The sequence below is a fragment of the Luteibacter sp. NPDC104163 genome (assembly GCF_055584245.1).
In genome coordinates, this window is the sequence record NZ_JBVJMK010000008.1 from 14,661 (window position 1) to 32,566 (window position 17,906).

Below are 17,906 nucleotides of genomic sequence, written 5' to 3' on the forward strand. Positions count from 1 at the left end.
ACTCCGCCCGACCCATGGATGGGCGATGCACCCTTACCCTTCGCCGAGATCGGCGGCCCCGATGATGCAGCCGGAACCGCTGTAGGAACTCTGGGGTGTGTCGAGGCCCGGGACGGTGGCCTCGACGTCGAGCTGCTGAAGGGCAAGGATGGAATGCATCGTGATTCTCCGTTGCGGGTTCGGGCACACCGCCGGAAGTGCGGTGCGGCTCGAATCTAGGAGCGTGGCCGCGTGGCGGACAATCCGGTTCAGCCACTGCGTGCACCTGTTCTCCCCGCATCTACCCGCTTTTCACGCGCCAGGTCCGTTTCCGGTCACCCACGATGTCCGGATCCGGACAGTGCTGTCCGCATCCGGACATCTAGCCCGCCAGCCTCAGCCGCACGGTCGCCACGGCACCACGCTCGCCGTCGCAACGGTTGGCGAGGCCGACGCTACCGCCATGGCCCTCGACAATGAGCCGCGCCAGGCTCAGGCCAATGCCGGATCCTTCGGGCTTGGTCGTGAAGAACGGCACGAACAGGGAATCGGTGACGGGCAACCCGATGCCGCTGTCGACCACCTCGACCCACGCTTCCTGGCCCTGCGCGAACCAGTCGATGCGCACGCCTCCGTCGGTAAGCATCGACGACTCCGCGGCGTTACGCACCAGGTTCACCAACGCCTGCCCCAGCTGGTCCTCGTCACCATGGACGACGAGTGCCACGCGCCCTTCGAGCGCCACGGGAACGCGCTGCTCCAGTTGGGCGATCCTGGCCAGCGCAAGGTCCAGCCGGAACGGTTGCGCCACGATCGGCGGAAGGCGCGCCAGCCGGCCGTATCCGCCCACGAACCGGGCGAGCGATCCGGAACGCCGCGCGATCGCCTCGAGGCCGTCGCGCAACTCGACCTGCGACGTATTCGCACCGTAACGCGCGAGCAGGGTCGTGAGCGTTTCCGCGAGCGATCCGATCGGTGTCAGCGAGTTGTTCAGCTCATGGCTGAGGACGCGGATGAGCCGTTGCCAGGCGCGGTGCTCTTCCTCGTTGAGCGCCGCACTCACGTCGTGCAGCATCACCAGCGTGTGTTCGCGGCCGTCGCTGTACCACGTGGCGCGGCGTACGGCCCAGCGCCCGCTCGCCGCAGGAAAGCGATGCGAGAGGATGCTCCCGTCAGGCGCACTCATCGCCTCCGCGAAGCCCAGCGTCGCAGGATCCGCACCGATGACTGATTTCCTTTCCGCACCGATCAGCTGCCGCGCGGTGGGGTTGATCAGCCGGATCGCGCCATGCTCGTCCACGACGATTACCGCGCTGTGCAAGGCGACGAGTGTCTTGCCGAGGAAGCGCGATGCCTCCGTGCGCACGCGACGGCCACGTCGCAGTTCATCGGATAGTTCGTTGACATCCGAGATCAGGCCCTGCAAGGGATCGTGGCCGGGACGCACGTGGCCGCGCAGGCCGAGGTCGCCTTCGCGCAATGCGCCGAGCAGGTCGGCCACCGTGCGTAGCGATGCCAGGATGCGCCGGCCTCCGATCCAGCCCACCAGTAGCGAGCCGCCCACGCCAGCCACCAGCAAGGCAGCGCGCACCAGCGGCTTCTCGGGCGGGCCGCACGCCAGGCACACGGCCGCCGCCACCGTCGGCGCCATGAAGCCCAGGCCCCACAGCGCCACGCCAGCGGCGGGTGAAGGGGCGAAGTGTGTCTGCGGCGGTCGCTCAGGCATCGGGGCCTCGCTCACTCGACGGGTTCCGCCGGATCCCGTGTCTTTCGCTTGTCGAGCCGTCGGTACAGCGCCTGCCGCGAAATACCCAGTGCATCCGCGGCACGCTGCAGGTTGTTCTCGTTGCGGTCCAGGGCCTGGGTGATCAGCAGGTGCTCCGCCTCCGGCAAGGTCAGGCGATCCAGCAGCAGCGGCGCATCTTCGGGCCGGTTGAGGGCCAGCGCATCCGTCTCGATCTCGGTGCCGCCCGTGCTCGTGAGCACGGCGCGTTCCACGGCGTGTTCGAGTTCGCGGATATTGCCCGGCCACCCGTAGTTGCGCAGCGCCCGCTCGGCCGATAGCGAGAACCGCGCGGCATCGCGACCGAGGCGCCGGCATTCCCGCAGGAGGAAATGCCGCGCGAGCGGGATGATGTCCTCGGCCCGCTCGCGCAACGCGGGCAGCCGGACCTGCATCGCGTTCAGCCGGTACAGCAGGTCCAGGCGGAAGCGGTTGGCACGCGCCTGCGCTTCGAGGTCGGCGTTGCTGGTCGAGACCACGCGCACATCGACGCGCCGCGTCTGGCCGGAGCCGTTGCGCTCGAGCTCGCCCTCTTCGAGCACGCGCAGGAGCTTGACCTGCTGGAAGACCGGGATCGTGGACACCTCCTCGAGCACCAGGGTGCCCTTGTCGGCCACCTCGAAACGCCCGGGATGTTCACCGGACGCGTCGCCGAACAGCTCATCCGTGAAACGCGACTCGGCCAGGCTGCCCATGTCGATACGGACGAGCGGGGCCGCCGCACGCTTCGAGCGTGCGTGGATGTCACGGGCCAGCAGGGACTTGCCCGTGCCGTTCTCGCCGAGTACCAGCACGTTGGCGTAGCCCTGCGCGATACGCTCGACCAGTTCGAGCACGCGGCGCATCGCCGATGATTCCGTCGCACAGATGCCTCCCGGGCCCTCCCTGTACAACAGCGCTTCCGCCTTGAGCCGGCGGTTCTCCTCGCGTGCGTCGTACAGGGCCACCTGGTTCTGCACGGTGCTCAGGAGGCGCCGTTTCTCCCACGGCTTTTCGATGAAGTCCGCAGCGCCCCGCCGCATGGCTTCGACCGCTAGATCGATACTCCCCCACGCGGTCATCGCCACCACCGGCATGGCGGGCGCGAGCTCACGCAGGCGCGGCACGAGCTCCAGGCCTTCATGCCCCGAGGTGGTATCCGCGGTGTAGTTCAGGTCGACGATGGCGCAGGACAACACCCGGCGCGCCGCGATATCGCGGGCCGAAGCGGGGGATGCCGCCTCGACGGCGGCAAGGCCTTCACTGCGCAACAGCATGCATAGCGCGAGCCGGACATCCGGATGGTCATCGACAACAAGGACCGGCGCATGAAGTGTGGTGCGGTTCATTTCGATGTCCTCACGGGCTACGCAGGACGACCCAGGCGGGAGTGCCCGCCGAGCGCCATGCGGGTAACAGCGCCACCGCCGCGGTGAGCAGCAGCATGGCGATGGCAGCGATGAGCGCGGCGGCGGGATCGAGCCGTACGCCGGGCACGAGGCCCGGCGGAGGCCACCGGCTCAACGCGAACGCGGCGCCGAGGCCGAGCGCGATGCCGAACGATCCACGTGCGACGCCGCGGGCGAGGCACATGCCAAGGAGCACGCCGGGAGATGCGCCAAGCGCCGCGCACAATCCGAGATCGCGCTGGCGCGAGGCGACCTCCACGCGCTGCGCGGAATAGACGCCAACGAGGCCGAGCCCGAGACCGACGCATGCGAACCACGCGGCCAGCCAGGTGTCGCGCGCGATGTCTGCACCGGATTCCCGCCATGCGCGAGCCAGTGGCCGCGGTGGTTCGACGGTGAGCCACGGGTTCATCGCATGCATCGCTTCGGCGAGATCGACGCCGGCCGCGCCGGCATCATCCGGGCCACGCACGACGAGGTAGTACGAAAGGAGGTTCCGCAGGTTCTGGAACTCGCTGGCCGGCAGCTGCGCGAACGGCATGATCGCCAGGGGCCGCGGCGCACGCGCGGGACCGGCATCACGCGTGTCGGCGACCACGCCGACGATACGAAGGGGGCGGTCGCCGAGGCTGCGGGACACCTTGAGCACCGTGCCGCCGAGCTTCGCACCGGGAATGCTGGCCAGGAATGCCCGGTTCACAAGGACGACGCCGGGCGCGGCGCTCCCGTCGTCGCTGTTGAGGTCCCGGCCCGCGAGGAGCCGCAGGCCCAGCGCGCCTCGCGCACCCGGCGTGTGCAATGCGAATTGCGTCTCCACGGGGACGCCGCCAGGGCCGGCAAAGGCCACGTTGAAACTGGTGCTCGCCGGGAGCTGGATGGTGATGCCCGTGCTGACGACGCCGGGCAACGCGCTCGCGCGGGCGTCGATGGCACGCATGGTCCCGACCATCGCCGCCACGACGTTGATGTGTGCTGTATCAGGCCGGAAGCGCGCCGCCACCGCGTGCGCCGGCTCGAAGCCCGGCGCAACCTCCTGCGCCCGCCAGGCCTGCATGCCGCGCACGACGCATAACGAAAGCAACACCGTGGCGAGCGCCAGCTGGAACTGCACCATGGCCACGCGAATGCCGCCCGCCGTGACCCGTTCCGACGGCTGGCGGTAACCCCCGATGTATTCGTGCAGCAAGGCGTCGCCGTGCTCGTGCAGCGTGCCGCCGATCACGGCGAGCGCCACGACCGCGAAGGCCACCACGCCACTCGCCACGTACACGTGCCAGCCGATGGCGAGCGGGCCGGCGTTGATCCGCCAGGCATCGGGGATGTCGCCTTCGCCGGCGCGGACGAGGGCGTGGCCAAGCACCACACCCACCGCCAGCCCGACCACGCCGATCACCGCGGCTTCGATCGCCGCGGTCGTCCACGCACCCCAGAAGCCTGCACCCAGCGCCCTGCGCAGCGCCGTCTCCTGGCCGCGTCCCAGAGCGCGCGCCAGGATGAGGTTCGCCAGATTGCCGCATGCCGTGGCCAGCACGAGTACGGCGCAGCCGAGGAAGAACCACAACGTGGACGCGCTGGCTTCGGTGAGCGCATCGACAATGGGCGTCGCGCCGAATCCCTCGCGTGCCCGCGCCTCCGGCGAGGCCGCACGCGCACGCGTCGCGAACGCATCCGGGTTTTCGCCTGGCGCCAGCCGGGCCACCGCGATGTAGTTCGATACGGTGGCGCCCGCTCCAGGCACCGCGCGCAGCGGGAGTAGCACATCGACATCGTCGAACAGCCGGTACGTTTCGGGCAGGACGCCGGCGATGGCGAGCTCACGGCCATCCACCGCCACATGGCGGCCCACGATCGTGGCATCGCCGCCAAACCATGCCTGCCAGAGACGCCAGGAGATGAGCAGGCCATCGGCACCGCCGTGCTCGAGTGCGATGCCACCGAGCGCAGGCACGACTCCCAGCGTCGGCAGGAAGCCCGGATCCACGCGCTGGATCATCAATAGCCCGGCATGGCCTTCGCCACGCACCGACGCCCATTCCACGCTGCGCGCCAGCCCGCGCGAAAGCGCGCCCGCCGGGAGGCCGATGGCATCGTAAAGCGAAGCCGCCATGCTGCGTGGCGCACCCGGGCGCACGACTTCGCCATAGAGCACCACGCTCCGGTGGTGATCGAAGGCCGGCGGCCGGAGGAGCAGCGCGTCGACGAGGGCGAAGGTCGCGAAGAACATGCCCACGGCGAGCCCCAGGGTCGCCGAGCCGAGCAGGAAGTGCCCTGGACGGCGCAGCAGCGCGTGCCACAACCGACGAAGCGCGACAGCATGGAGACTCACGGGAAGATCTCCATCGTCCGCCGCTCGTCGAGCCCACATTCCGCCTCACGCTGTAGCTGGCGGAACGTCGCCTCGTCGACCACCCGGCCGTCGAGGAGCCGCACGGTGCGCTCGGCGGCGGCACCGAAGCGGTCGTCGTGGGTGACCATGCAGATGGTGGTACCCGCAGCGTGCAAGCGGCTGAGCAGGGCGATCACCGTCTCGCCGTTGCGCAGGTCGAGGTTCCCCGTCGGCTCGTCCGCCAGCAGGATGGCAGGCTCGCCGACGACGGCGCGCGCGACGGCGACACGCTGCTGCTGGCCGCCCGAAAGCTGGCCCGGGTAATGGCCCATGCGGTGGGCCATGCCGACGCTGGCGAGCGCGGCGGCGGCGCGTTCCGTCCGTTCGCGCCGGCCCATCGCGCGACGGAAGGCGAGCGGCAAGGCCACGTTCTCCGCCACGGTCATGTCGGCGATCAGATTGAAGGCCTGGAACACGAAGCCGACGTGGGCGTTGCGCAGCAGCGCCCGCCGGCGCCCGCACAGGCCACCGATGGGTTCGCCGAGGAAGCGCAGTTCGCCGTGGGTCGGTGTATCGAGCAAGCCCATCAGGGAAAGGAGCGTGGTCTTCCCGCAGCCGGAAGGCCCGCCGATCGCGACGAACTCCCCGCGGCGGATCACCAGCCGGACATCCGTCAGGGCATGGTTTTCGATGGCCCCGGCGAGGAACACCTTGCCGACACCGTGCATCTCGATGACAGGCGGGCTCGTTGGCGAAGGCATGGGCGACCTCGTCGTGGCGCGGCCGCTGGGTGGGCGACCCCGTGCCCAACATAGGGGGACGTCGCTGTCGCGTGTACGTCGCGCGAAGGCCGGAGCGGCAGTCTTGCCGATTAAGCGCAGCAGATGCCGTCCGAGGGCCATTCCTTAACGGAATCCTTACGGCAGGCTCAGCCCATACCGACGGATGGGTCGAATTGCTGTACTCCAAAGCTTACAATTAGCTTAGGAGGAGGGGGAACGCGGGCCACGACAGGCCGCAACGTTTTCCTGGGCGTGACGCAGGTGCCACGGCGCGGGGGCGCCGGCGCAAGCGTCATGCATGGAGTTTCTTCTCATGGTTCAACGATTTTCCCTGGGCGGCCGCACCGCCTGGCTCAAGCGATACGAAGCCGATGGCTGGTTGCGGCCGGCGCTGGTCCGGCTCTGGAACAGCCTTGCCGCCCGCCTCGAACTCAACGCCTTGCGTTCGCCGCCCCGCCACGCGGGCGATGACGCCAAGCGGGTCGAGTCACGCCGGATCGAAGCACTGCGCGCGTGTGGTGCGCCGGTGCCGCGCATCCTCGGCGAGGGCCCGCGCAGCCTGATCCTCAGCGACATGGGCCCGACCCTGGCGCACCGCCTCAAGCGCCTGCAGAGCGCCAACGATGCCGACATCCTGGTCCGCCAGACCGCGCATGCGATCGGCGAGCTGCACCGCCATGGCGGGTACCTCGGCCAGGCCTTCGCACGCAATATCACGGTGGGCGACCACGGCGTCGGGTTCATCGATTTCGAGGAAGACCCCAGCGAGATCATGTCGCTCCCGCAGGCCCAGGCCCGCGACTGGGTCATGTTCACGACCGGCATCAGCCGCTATTACGTGGGCCGCATGGATACGCTCTCCGAGCTGATCCGCGAGGAGGCCGAAGGCATCGCGCCGCAGGTGGCGCTGGAAGTGCACCGGATCGCGCGCAGGCTTTCGTTCCTCGAGCGCGCCGGGCGTTTCTTCGGCCGCAAGATGGGGAACATGGGCGCCGCCATCGGTGCGGTGCGCAAGGGCTTCGCCGCCATGGCGGTCGCCGCGCTGATGGTCGATGTGCTGAGCGATGGCGACTGCGACATGCTGATCGCGGTGGTGGATGCGGTGCGCCACGCCGCGACGTAACCCATCGTGCGGGTTACCATCGAGGCTTCGCCCTCGTTCCGCAGGCCCGTTGCATGAGCGTCCCGCCGCCAGAGCCGCTTTGGTTCCTCCCGCCCGATAGCGAGATGGGCCAACGCATAGGCTCGTACGACTGGGCCTCCACGTCGCTCGGCCCCATCGCCGGCTGGGGGCCCGCGCTTTGCCACGCGCTCGCCACCGCGCTGCGCTCGCCCGCACCCATGGGCCTGTTCCAGGGCAGCGATGGCGTGTTCCTCTACAACGATGCCTACAGGCAGATCGCCGGCGTGCGCCATCCGCAGGTCCTGGGCCAGCCCATCCTCGAGGCATGGCCGGAGGTCGCCGACTTCAACCGCCACGTGCTCGCGACGGTGCTGGCCGGCGGAACGCTCTCCTTCCCCGACGTGCACATCGTGCTCAACCGCGCCGGCACGCCCGAGGATGCGTGGCTACATATCGATTTCAGCCCACTGGTCGACGAGGCATCCCGCGTCGCGGGCGTGGTGTTCCTGATCACGGATACCACCGCGCGCAAGGTCGCCGAAGCCACCCTCGCCAGCCAGGCGGCGACCCTGCAGGATCGCGTGAACCAGCGCACGGCTGAACTACTGCGCACGCAGGATGCGCTGCGGCAGAGCCAGAAGATGGAGGCGATCGGCAACCTCACGGGTGGCGTCGCGCACGACTTCAACAACCTGCTGCAGGTCATCAGCGGCAACCTCCAGCTGCTCGCCGAGGATGTGCAGGGCAGCGAGCGTGGCGAGCGCCGCGTGCGCAATGCCATGGCGGGCGTGGCCCGCGGTTCCAAGCTCGCCACGCAGCTTCTTGCGTTCGGCCGGCGCCAGCCGCTCGCGCCCAAGGTCGTGAACGTCGGCCGTTTCGTGCGCAACATGGATGATCTCCTGCGGCGCACGCTTGGCGAGGGCATCGAGGTCGAGACCATCGTGGCCGGCGGCCTCTGGAACACGCTGATCGACCCGGGCAACGTTGAGAACGCCCTGCTCAACCTGGCCCTTAACGCGCGCGACGCGATGGATGGCCAGGGCCGCCTCACGATCGAGGCCGGCAATGCGTATCTCGATGCGGACTATGTCGACGGGCTGGATGACGTGGTGGCAGGGCAGTACGTGCTGCTCGCCGTCACCGATACCGGTGAGGGCATCGACACGCAGACGCTGGAGAAGGTCTTCGAACCTTTCTTCACCACCAAGCCGGAGGGGCGCGGGACCGGCCTCGGGCTGTCGATGGTCTACGGCTTCGTGAAACAGTCGGGCGGCCACATCAAGCTGTACAGCGAGCCCGGCCACGGCACGACCGTCAAGCTCTACCTGCCACGCACCACGCAGTCGGAAGACATCATCGTGGACGTGGATGCCGGGCCGCTCACGGGCGGCAGCGAAACCATCCTGGTCGCCGAAGACGATGAAGCCGTCCGCGAGACCGTCGTCGCCATGCTGGCGGACCTCGGCTACCGCGTGCTGAAGGCGCGCGACGCTCAGAGTGCGTTGTCGATCATCGACAGCGGCATCCCGATCGACCTGCTGTTCACCGACGTGGTGATGCCGGGCACCCTGAAGAGCCCCGAGCTCGCGCGCAAGGCGCGCGAGCGGTTGCCGGGGATCGCGGTGCTGTTCACCTCGGGCTATACGGAAAACTCGATCGTGCACGGCGGGCGGCTCGATGAAGGCGTGGAACTGCTGAGCAAGCCGTACACGCGCGAGACGCTGGCGCGCAAGCTGCGCCAGATGCTGTCGAGCCAGGCGCAGCGCAACGCGGGCAACCCTGAGACCGTGGTCGCACCACCCGCGGCTTCGCCGCCCGCGATCCGCGTCGTGCGCGTGCTCGTGGTGGAAGACGACTGGCTCGTGCGCACGACCGTGGTGGAGATGCTCCAGCTACGCGGCCACGAGGTCTTCGAGGCCGCCGACGCGCCACGCGCGCTGGAGATCCTCGAAGGGCAGCCGGTCGACGTGCTGGTCAGCGATGTCGGCCTGCCCGGTATGTCCGGTGTCGAGCTGGTCGCCGCGGCACGGGTACTTTTGCCGGGGCTCGCCGCCGTCTATGCCACCGGCCACGCGCACATGGAAGGCGTGCAGCCAGATACCCGCACGGTGGTCCTGGTGAAACCCTATGGTTCGGAGGCGCTCAATGACGCCCTGGCGCGGCTCTTCCCGCCGCCCGGCATCGCTCGCACGGCCCCAGCGGACGTCCGCTGACGCCGCGCCCTTCACATCCGTGAAGTCTTTGGGCGCCAAGGACGTAATCGTTTACACGTAACGCCATTTACGTGCCCACGACGGGGCTGGTTGCCAGTATCCTTCCCCGCCGTGGCCCCCCGCAGGTGCCGCACGCCATTCCCCGCAAGGCAAGCCCATGACCCGCAATACCCGCATCGAAGACCTGATCGCCCGCATGACCGTGGAGGAGAAGATCGGCCAGCTCGGCGTCTTCGCCGATGCCGTCCGCCCGTTTGCCCCGGATATCAACCCGGAAGCCAACGCCCGCGGTGCCGCCGAGGTGCTGGAGCAGGTCCGCGCAGGCCGGGTCGGCTCGCTGTTCAATGGCGTGGGTGCCGCCGAAGGCCGCGAAGCGCAGCGCGTCGCCGTGGAAGAGAGCCGCCTTGGCATCCCGCTGATCTTCGGCTCCGACGTGATCCACGGCATGCGTACCGTCTTTCCCATCCCGCTCGGCGAGGCGTCCACGTTCGAACCCGACCTGGCTGAGCGCACCGCGCGCGCCACGGCCGTCGAAGCCACCGCGGCGGGCATCCACTGGACCTTCGCACCGGCGGTGGATATCGCGCGCGACCAGCGCTGGGGCCGCGTGGCCGAAGGTGCAGGCGAGGACGTCGTGCTCGGATGCGCGTTCGCCGCCGCGCGCGTGCGTGGCTTCCAGGGTCCGGACCTCAAGGCGGACGATGCGCTGCTCGCCACGCCGAAGCACTTCGCTGCCTATGGCGCCGTCCTGGGCGGCATGGAATACAACCAGGTCGACATGGCGCCGCAGACGCTGCGCGACGTGCACCTGCCGCCGTTCAAGGCCGCCATCGATGCGGGCGCGCTCACCATCATGAGCGCGTTCAACGACATCAACGGCGTGCCCGCCTCGGCGAACCGCGAGCTGATGACCGACATCCTGCGCGGTGAGTGGGCATTCAAGGGCTTCGTCGTTTCCGACTACACCGCCGACATGGAGCTGATCGCGCACGGCTTTGCCGAGGACGAACGCGATGCCTCGCGCCTGGCATTCCTCGCCGGCGTGGACATGAGCATGCAGAGCGGCTTCTACGCCGCGAACCTGCCCGACCTCGTGGCGAAGGGCGACGTGCCGATGGCCGTGCTCGATGAGGGCGTGCGCCGCGTGCTCGCCGTGAAGGATGCCATCGGCCTGTTCGACAACCCCTACCGTTCGCTCGACCCGAAGGTCGAAGCGGACACCTCGAAGAACGCGGAACATGCCGAGCTTGCCCGCGACGCGGGGCGGCGCTCCATCGTGATGCTGAAGAACGACGGCGTGCTGCCGCTGAAGAAGGCCGGCCAGAAGATCGCGTTGATCGGGCCGTTCGGCGCCGATGTCGAGAACCTCGAAGGTTGCTGGACCCTGTTCGGCGACAAGGCACGCCATGTCGCCATCGATACCGGCCTGCGCGGTGCGCTCGCCGATGCCGCGTCGCTCGAAGTGGTCGCCGGCAGTGGTTTCGAGGAGGAGATCGCTGGCGGGATCGATGCCGCGGTGGCCGCCGCGAAGCGCGCCGACGTGGTGCTGCTCGCCATCGGCGAGCCGCAGAACTATTCGGGTGAAGCGCAGGCCCGCACGCAGATCATCGTGCCGCCCGCGCAGCAGGCACTGGCGGAAGCCGTCGCCGCCACCGGCACGCCGGTCGTGGCGCTGCTGAAGAACGGCCGCGCGCTCGCCCTTACCGGCGCGGTGCGCGAAGCCAACGCGATCCTCGTCACCTGGTTCCTTGGCAGCCAGACGGGCCCGGCGATCGCCGATGTCGTGTTTGGCGATTACAACCCCTCGGGCCGCCTGCCCGTCAGCTTTCCGCAGGACAGCGGGCAGCAGCCGTATTTCTACAACCACCCGCGTACCGGCCGTCCCGAGCTCGCCGATCAGCCTCCGGCGTTCAAATCGCGCTACCGCGAGGTCACGTTCGAGGCGCTTTATCCGTTCGGCCACGGCCTCAGCTACACCACGTTCGGTTACGGCAAGCCCGTGGTGAAAGCCCAGGTGGGCTGGAACGAAACCATCATCGTCACCGCGACCGTGACCAACACCGGCGACGTCGCGGGCGAGGAAGTCGTGCAGCTGTACACGCACGACCGCGTCGCCAGCCGCGTGCGCCCGGTGCGCGAGCTCAAGGCGTTCCGCAAGATCCTGCTCGCGCCGGGTGCTTCGGAAGAGGTTTCGTTCGAACTGGAGCGCAGCGATCTCGCCTTCACGCACCGCGACGGCCAGACGTTCGAAGCCGAGCCAGGCACGTTCGATGTGTGGATCGCCGGTTCGTCGGCACTCGGCGAGCCTGCATCGTTCGTGCTCGGCAAGCCCTGAGCGCACCGCCATGCAACGCCCCGTCACGTGGCGGGGTGCATACTTCGCGGATCACGCCAGCGGAGTAACGACATGCATGACCTGAATGGCAAGGTGGCCCTGGTCACCGGCGCGGCGAGCGGCATCGGCCGCGCCATCGCCGAAGCCTATGCGAAAGCCGGCGCACGCGTCGCGGTCGCGGACATCGCGGCGGACAAGGCCGAGGACGCGGCGAAGACCATGGGCTCGCACGCGATAGGGCTGGCCATGGACGTCACCGACGAAGCCCAGGTCGATGAGGGTTTCGCGCGCACGGCGCGCGAGCTCGGCCCGGTGGATATCCTTGTCAGCAACGCCGGCATCCAGATCATCTCGCCCCTGGTCGACCTCGCCTTCGCCGACTGGAAGCGCATGCTCGCGATCCACCTGGACGGAGCCTTCCTGACCACGCGCGCCGCAATGCGGCAGATGATCGACGCCGGACGCAGTGGCTCCATCATCCTCATGGGCTCGGCGCATTCGCACGTGGCCTCGAAGTTCAAGGCACCTTACGTCACGGCCAAGCACGGCCTGCTCGGCATGGCCCGCACCATCGCGAAGGAAGGCGCGGCCCATGGCATCCGCGCCAACGTGATCTGCCCGGGATTCGTCCGTACACCGCTGGTGGAAAAGCAGATCCCCGAACAGGCGAAGGAGCTTGGCATCAGCGAGGATGAAGTGATCCGCAACGTGATGCTGCGCGACACGGTCGATGGCGAATTCACCACGCTCGAGGACATCGCCGATACGGCGCTGTTCCTTGCCGGCTTTGGCTCGAACGCCCTCACGGGCCAGTCGCTGCTTGTAAGCCATGGCTGGCACATGCAGTGAAAACGCCTACACGCGGCATGGCCCTGGCACTACGGAGCGTGGGTCGATGCGATGACAGGTGACCTGACGGTTACTACGTAGTCTTGTTCCTCCACGGCGCGTGGGATGCGCGCCGTTGCCCGCCCGTAAAGGACTACACGATGCCCGCTTCAATCCTTCTGTCGCACGGCGCGCTGGCGTTCGCCACCGTGCTGCTCAATCGACCTCCCGACCACACGCAGCCCGCGACTCTCGCCTGGCACGCGTGTCCTGCCGATGCCGTATACGGCACCTGGCCACGCCTGGGCTCGCGGCTGCAATGTGCCACGCTAGCGGTACCGCGCGATCCGGCCAGGCCGGGAGGCGAGACGGTGGATCTGCTCATCGTTCGCGTACGCGCCGTCGATCAGGCGACACCGGGAAGCGCGCTTCTCGTGGAGGACAGCGTACTCGCACCTCCGGCCACCTATGCGCTCCCTCGTGCGGCCATGCATTGGGCGACACTGTCGAAGACGGCGTGGCCCGATGTCGCCGCGAGGCGTGTGCTCGTCGGGGTTTCACACCGACAGCTAGCCGACGCCCCGCACGATTGCCTCGCTGCCAGCGCGACATTGCCTGCCCATGCGGCGCTTGGCGTGGATGCTTCCTCCGCCAACGTGCTGCGCGCGGAGAACCGCGCACTCGCCGTAGCCGCCGCGTGTGCCAACGACCCGATGGCACCCCACGTCGGAGCCGCCGTCCGTATCGCCGACCTCGAACAGGTACGCCGCGTGCTCGGAGGCGCGCCGTGGCACATGTACGCGACCGGCGACGCCGCATGGATGGCCACACGTTACGCGGAACGCCATCCCGGCAGCATCGCACGCCTGCTGATCGATGGCGGCGTCGACTTCGATGCCGCGCGCAGCGAAATCATTGAAGCGCCCGTCGCCGGCCGCGGCCGCCGGTTGCGGCGGCTGGTGCGGACGGCGGTAAGCGATCCGGTTCGCTACGCACTGGGAACGGATGAGGCCGCGCTTTGGCATGCGATATCGATGCTGCCACGCCTGCCTGCCGAGACATGGCTGCCGGCTGTTGCCAGCGTGGAAGCGCTGAAGGCCATCCTCGTCCTGGGCGCACATCTTGAGGCTACCGATTGGCATGACACGGAAACGTTGCTACGACGCGTCGAGACGTTGCGATACAGCCCCTATCCGGAGAGCGATGGCGCTATCCGGGCTGCGGCCCGGCAGGTGGTGGTGGCACAGGGCATCCATGCGGGTGTCGATCCCTTCGGCGTGCACGCGCTCACTGCGGGCCCTGGACGCGTGGCAGCAAGGCTCGCCGCGCTCTGCAATGACGATGCCTCGCTACACGGCGACAACGCGTGGTGGCGACAACGCACTGACGACCTGCGCGCCAGCTGGCCTGGCGCCGTGGGCAATGAAACCTTCGCCGGCCTGGTGTGCGCGCACTGGCCCCGCGCGTGGGCTGCCGAGTGGCACGTACCTGATACATCGAGTCAGCCGCCGATGCTGATGGTGCACGCGGAATACGATGTCGACGCGCCGTTGCACGGCGCCGTCGCATCGTTCCACCCGCGACAGAACATGTCATTGGTGGTGGCGCGCGGCATCGACGGCCACCGTGTCGCGGATCGCGAAGACCTGCCGTGTGTCGCCCGCGCGGCAAGTCGGTACCTCCTCGACGCGACCCTTCCAGCCGATCGATTGACCAACTGCCCACCCTTGGAGATTCGCTGACATGGACGTCACCAAGCACCACGCGTGCGCTCTGATGTTGCTTGCACTCTTGCCCGCCGGGGTCGCACGAGCCGGTAACGTGGCTGCTCCGGCCATCGCCTGGGCTGCATGTCCCGAAGGTGCCGGCACTGGCGACTGGCCCGAACTGGGCGGCCGCCTTCGTTGCGCGCAGGTCGATATGCCGATGGACCATCGCCAGCCGGACGGCCGGACGGTCAAGGTCGATGTCGTCCGTGTGCTGGCGGCCGATCCGGCACGTCGCGAGGGCAGCATCTTCTTCAACGTCGGTGGCCCTGGCGGACAACCCGCCGCGGTGCTGCCGTCGCTCGCCTCGGTGTGGATGGACCCAGGCCCCGGCGGCACACCCGAGCGGGAGAAGCAACGCCTCGCCGAACGTTTCGATCTCGTCGCCGTGGTGCCGCGTGGTCTCGGCGCCGGCTGGCGCTATGACTGCCTTACACCCCTGCAACCCACGGCGCGCTTCCTTCCCACCGACCGCGGTGACGCGAACTGGCAGCGTACGCTCGGCGATGCACAACGAGAGGCCGAGGCTTGTCGCGACGTGCCCGGGGCCCGCTCGATCAACACCGAACAGCACGTGCGTGACATGGATTACGTGCGCCGCGCCATCGGCGATGAACGCATCCATTTCTACGGCATCTCGCATGGCGCACTGGTCGGCGCCTGGTATGCGGCGATGTTTCCGGCGCACATGGGCCGGATGTTGCTCGATTCGCCGTTCTATTTCCGCGACAGCTACCAGACGGCGACGGTGCTCTCGCTGGAAGCCGAGCGGCGCCTGTTCAGACGTGACGTGCTTGCCCCGGCTATCGCATCGCCTGCCATGTACGGGCTCACCATGGAAAGCGATGACATCAAGCCGATGCTCTGGCGGATGCCCGGCGTGTTGCGCGAAGCCTGGCATGACCGGCTCACATCGCCGACGTACCTGGCTGCCGCGCTGACGATGCAGGGCTGGGTGGCCCAGGACGGCTGGGACGGTTGGGAAGCACTTTCCGCCAAGGCGGAGCGGCGCCCGTTTGCGAGCGCCGCCACGCTCGACGCCTCGCTGCGCACGGCGGCCCGGCAACTGCTCCTCCCTGCCAGCGCGCCCGGTCCGCTACTGCCGCCCTACCGCTTCAGCGCCCGGTACCGCGCAACACGGCCCGCGGGTGTACTCATCGGCGCGCCGAGCGATTCCGTCTGGATGGCCACGCTGTGCAACGACGGCCCGTGGTGGGGAACCGATGCGGCGATACGTGCGCGCGCCGATCACTTCGCCCTCAGCTTCTGGGAGGCTGACGGCACCGACATCGCGCCCTACCTGGTGTGCACGCGCTGGGGCGGGAACGCGGTCGACAAGCCCGACCTGGACGTGATTGCAAGCGGGCCGCCCTTCCTCATGCTGCAAGCGGAAGACGACGTGCCGACACCCGCGCGCGGCAGCGAAGCGCTGCTTGCGCACTACCCGAATGCGCATCTCGTGATGGCGCGGGGCAGTGACCTCCATGGCCTCTTCAATGCCTCGGGTGTTCCGTGCATCGAGCGCGCGGCGGCGCGCTTCCTGCTCACCGGCGAAGTCCCCGACGCGCCCGCCCGCCGAACCGATTGCCGCATGGATGCGGTGGCCCCCTGACCTACGCAAGGACGCGACATGAAACGAACTTTTTTCCTCTGTTTTTTCAGCGGTGGACTGCTCGCGCACTCGATCGCATGCGAAGCGGCACGCCCCCTGGATGGCCCTGCACCGCAGCTCACCTGGAGTCAGTGTGCCGCCACCGACTTCGCCGACACCGACGTCGCCGTGGGCGCCCTGAAAGCGCAACTGCACGCACACCTGGGCGACAGGCTGCAATGCGCGAACATGCCCGTGCCACTTGATCACTACCACCCCGATGGCCCGAAGATCAGCGTAGGGCTCGTACGGGCGAGGGCGCTGGACCCCGCGCAGCGCCAGGGCGCTTACTTCTTCCACATCGGCGGCCCGGGCGGGAATCCGCGCGATTTCATTCTTTCGATCGCTTCCAAGTGGGCCACCGGCGATGCGGCCGATCCCATCACGGGATGGCAGCGCAAGCTGTCCGACCGGTACGACCTGGTGGCGGTGATTCCACGCGGGATGGATGGGAGCTACACCTTTCGCTGCGGCAGCGTCGAGGATATCCGCATGCCGCCGGACGCGTTCGATGACTGGCCATCCACCCTGGATGCCGCGCAGTCGATCGCATACGACTGCGCGGGAAACCCGGCGACGCGCTGGATCGGCACGGAGCAGCACGTCTATGACCTGGAGCAGGCACGACGGGCCATGGCCGAAGACGTGCTCAACTTCGTCGGCTATTCCTATGGCGGGATGGTAGGCGCATGGCACCGGGCGATGTTCCCGGCCAGGGCGGGTCGCATGCTGCTGGATTCCAGCATCGACTTCACCGCAAGCATTGACGATGCCGACCTCGCCACGTTGCGCGAGCGCGACCGCGCGTTCCGCCGCCGCGCGGTGCGCCCCATGCTGGCGAAGCCCGAACGTTACGGTGTCACGCAAAGCGAAGAAGACATGATCCGGGCCGTGTCCGCGATGCACCCGCGGGTGAAGCAGGCATGGCTGCCGAAGATCGACAGCCCCGCCTCGTTGAAGGCCGCGCTGGCGCTCGCCCCGGTGGTCACCGCCTCGCCGTGGATCACGGAATCGGATTTCCGCGCTGCATTAGCCGGCCTGCGCTTTGCGCCGGACGACGCGGTCGACCGCAAGGTCCGCAAGCGCGCCGGAACGCTGGTCAGCTGGTTCTTTGGCGACGACACGCAGGTGGTCGATGCGGTCGATCCTCTCGACGGCGACGGCGAGCTCATCCATGCACCGGCCTGGCCCGTGCGCCTGCTGCCCAACCGCGAGTCGGTGATGCTCGCGACGCGCTGCAACGACAATCCGTGGAACCCGGCGGCAACGCATTGGCGCGACGTGGCCCGCCAGCGCGCGAGGGACTACCCGGCGAGCCAGCAAGGCATCGAGTTCTTTGCCCTCGTCTGCTCGATGTGGCAAGGGCGCGTTTCGACGCGTCCCTCGCTGGAGCCCATCCAGGGCACGGCGCCTTTTCTCCTCATCCACGCCGAGTACGACGTGCGCACGCCACTCGACGGCGCCTCGCGCATCCTGGAGCGTTTTGGCAATGCGCGCATCGTCGTGGCCCAGGGCGTCTCGGGCCATGGGATCGTGGCTGGCTCGCGAACCCCGTGCATCGAGGAGGCCGCCGGCCGCTTCCTGCTCGACGGCGTGGTGCCCACCCAGAAGCTCAACGGGTGCAAATACGTGCCCACGCCGAAGCCACCGCGCAAGCCAAGGGACGACGGTTCGCTATCACCTGCCGATGCCGGCGAGCTGGTCGAAGCCATGCTTGGCGAGAGCTAGCCGC

The 17,906-nt window shown here is 68.5% G+C and carries 12 protein-coding genes; 7 read left to right on the forward strand and 5 right to left on the reverse strand.

Annotation, left to right across the window (positions count from 1 at the left end; genetic code table 11):
• Positions 1-33 precede the first annotated feature (33 nt).
• The 5 genes from ACZ6YI_RS11625 to ACZ6YI_RS11645 all read right to left on the reverse strand — a co-directional run bounded on the left by ACZ6YI_RS11625 (position 34) and on the right by ACZ6YI_RS11645 (position 6,237).
• Positions 34-159, reverse strand: a complete 126-nt coding sequence (locus tag ACZ6YI_RS11625; protein ID WP_465778802.1) for a hypothetical protein — start codon at positions 157-159, stop codon at positions 34-36.
• Positions 160-361: 202 nt separating this feature from the next.
• The gene (locus ACZ6YI_RS11630) at positions 362-1,705 is read right to left on the reverse strand and encodes a sensor histidine kinase (protein WP_465778803.1); all 1,344 of its coding nucleotides are present in this window, start codon (positions 1,703-1,705) and stop codon (positions 362-364) included.
• An 11-nt stretch (positions 1,706-1,716) separates the two neighbouring features.
• Complete coding sequence (locus ACZ6YI_RS11635) at positions 1,717-3,090, reverse strand: sigma-54-dependent transcriptional regulator (protein ID WP_465778804.1); 1,374 nt, start codon at positions 3,088-3,090, stop codon at positions 1,717-1,719.
• A gap of 10 nt (positions 3,091-3,100) precedes the next feature.
• Positions 3,101-5,476, reverse strand: coding sequence for an ABC transporter permease (locus tag ACZ6YI_RS11640; protein WP_465778805.1), 2,376 nt, complete (start codon positions 5,474-5,476; stop codon positions 3,101-3,103).
• Positions 5,473-6,237, reverse strand: a complete 765-nt coding sequence (locus ACZ6YI_RS11645; RefSeq protein WP_440324650.1) for an ABC transporter ATP-binding protein — start codon at positions 6,235-6,237, stop codon at positions 5,473-5,475. Before ACZ6YI_RS11645 ends, ACZ6YI_RS11640 begins: the two co-directional genes overlap by 4 nt.
• A 334-nt stretch (positions 6,238-6,571) precedes the next feature.
• Here ACZ6YI_RS11645 and ACZ6YI_RS11650 point away from each other — a divergent pair, with 334 nt between their 5' ends.
• The 7 genes from ACZ6YI_RS11650 to ACZ6YI_RS11680 all read left to right on the forward strand — a co-directional run bounded on the left by ACZ6YI_RS11650 (position 6,572) and on the right by ACZ6YI_RS11680 (position 17,902).
• Positions 6,572-7,381: a hypothetical protein gene (locus ACZ6YI_RS11650; RefSeq protein ID WP_465778806.1), complete on the forward strand. Its 810-nt coding sequence runs from the start codon at positions 6,572-6,574 to the stop codon at positions 7,379-7,381.
• 104 nt (positions 7,382-7,485) lie between these two features.
• A complete protein-coding gene (locus ACZ6YI_RS11655; protein WP_465778807.1) occupies positions 7,486-9,594 on the forward strand; it encodes a hybrid sensor histidine kinase/response regulator in 2,109 nt (702 codons plus the stop codon).
• Positions 9,595-9,751: 157 nt separating this feature from the next.
• Positions 9,752-11,929 carry a glycoside hydrolase family 3 N-terminal domain-containing protein gene (locus tag ACZ6YI_RS11660; protein WP_465778808.1) on the forward strand — a complete coding sequence of 726 codons (2,178 nt, stop codon included), beginning with the start codon at positions 9,752-9,754 and terminating at the stop codon, positions 11,927-11,929.
• 72 nt (positions 11,930-12,001) lie between these two features.
• Positions 12,002-12,778, forward strand: a complete 777-nt coding sequence (locus ACZ6YI_RS11665; RefSeq protein WP_465778809.1) for a 3-hydroxybutyrate dehydrogenase — start codon at positions 12,002-12,004, stop codon at positions 12,776-12,778.
• 140 nt (positions 12,779-12,918) lie between these two features.
• On the forward strand, positions 12,919-14,499 hold the full coding sequence (locus tag ACZ6YI_RS11670; RefSeq protein WP_465778810.1) for an alpha/beta hydrolase: 1,581 nt from the start codon (positions 12,919-12,921) through the stop codon (positions 14,497-14,499).
• A gap of 1 nt (position 14,500) precedes the next feature.
• Positions 14,501-16,135: an alpha/beta fold hydrolase gene (locus tag ACZ6YI_RS11675; protein WP_465778811.1), complete on the forward strand. Its 1,635-nt coding sequence runs from the start codon at positions 14,501-14,503 to the stop codon at positions 16,133-16,135.
• Between the two features lie 18 nt (positions 16,136-16,153).
• Complete coding sequence (locus ACZ6YI_RS11680; protein ID WP_465778812.1) at positions 16,154-17,902, forward strand: alpha/beta hydrolase; 1,749 nt, start codon at positions 16,154-16,156, stop codon at positions 17,900-17,902.
• Positions 17,903-17,906: the final 4 nt, after the last annotated feature.

What these genes read in the sequence shown, in the direction of transcription:
- ACZ6YI_RS11625 (WP_465778802.1), bottom strand. Translation starts at nt 159, where the DNA reads ATGCATTCCATCCTTGCCCTTCAGCAGCTCGACGTCGAGGCCACCGTC.
- ACZ6YI_RS11630 (WP_465778803.1), bottom strand. Translation starts at nt 1,705, where the DNA reads ATGCCTGAGCGACCGCCGCAGACACACTTCGCCCCTTCACCCGCCGCT.
- ACZ6YI_RS11635 (WP_465778804.1), bottom strand. Translation starts at nt 3,090, where the DNA reads ATGAACCGCACCACACTTCATGCGCCGGTCCTTGTTGTCGATGACCAT.
- ACZ6YI_RS11645 (WP_440324650.1), bottom strand. Translation starts at nt 6,237, where the DNA reads ATGCCTTCGCCAACGAGCCCGCCTGTCATCGAGATGCACGGTGTCGGC.
- ACZ6YI_RS11650 (WP_465778806.1), top strand. Translation starts at nt 6,572, where the DNA reads ATGGTTCAACGATTTTCCCTGGGCGGCCGCACCGCCTGGCTCAAGCGA.
- ACZ6YI_RS11655 (WP_465778807.1), top strand. Translation starts at nt 7,486, where the DNA reads ATGGGCCAACGCATAGGCTCGTACGACTGGGCCTCCACGTCGCTCGGC.
- ACZ6YI_RS11660 (WP_465778808.1), top strand. Translation starts at nt 9,752, where the DNA reads ATGACCCGCAATACCCGCATCGAAGACCTGATCGCCCGCATGACCGTG.
- ACZ6YI_RS11665 (WP_465778809.1), top strand. Translation starts at nt 12,002, where the DNA reads ATGCATGACCTGAATGGCAAGGTGGCCCTGGTCACCGGCGCGGCGAGC.
- ACZ6YI_RS11670 (WP_465778810.1), top strand. Translation starts at nt 12,919, where the DNA reads ATGCCCGCTTCAATCCTTCTGTCGCACGGCGCGCTGGCGTTCGCCACC.
- ACZ6YI_RS11675 (WP_465778811.1), top strand. Translation starts at nt 14,501, where the DNA reads ATGGACGTCACCAAGCACCACGCGTGCGCTCTGATGTTGCTTGCACTC.
- ACZ6YI_RS11680 (WP_465778812.1), top strand. Translation starts at nt 16,154, where the DNA reads ATGAAACGAACTTTTTTCCTCTGTTTTTTCAGCGGTGGACTGCTCGCG.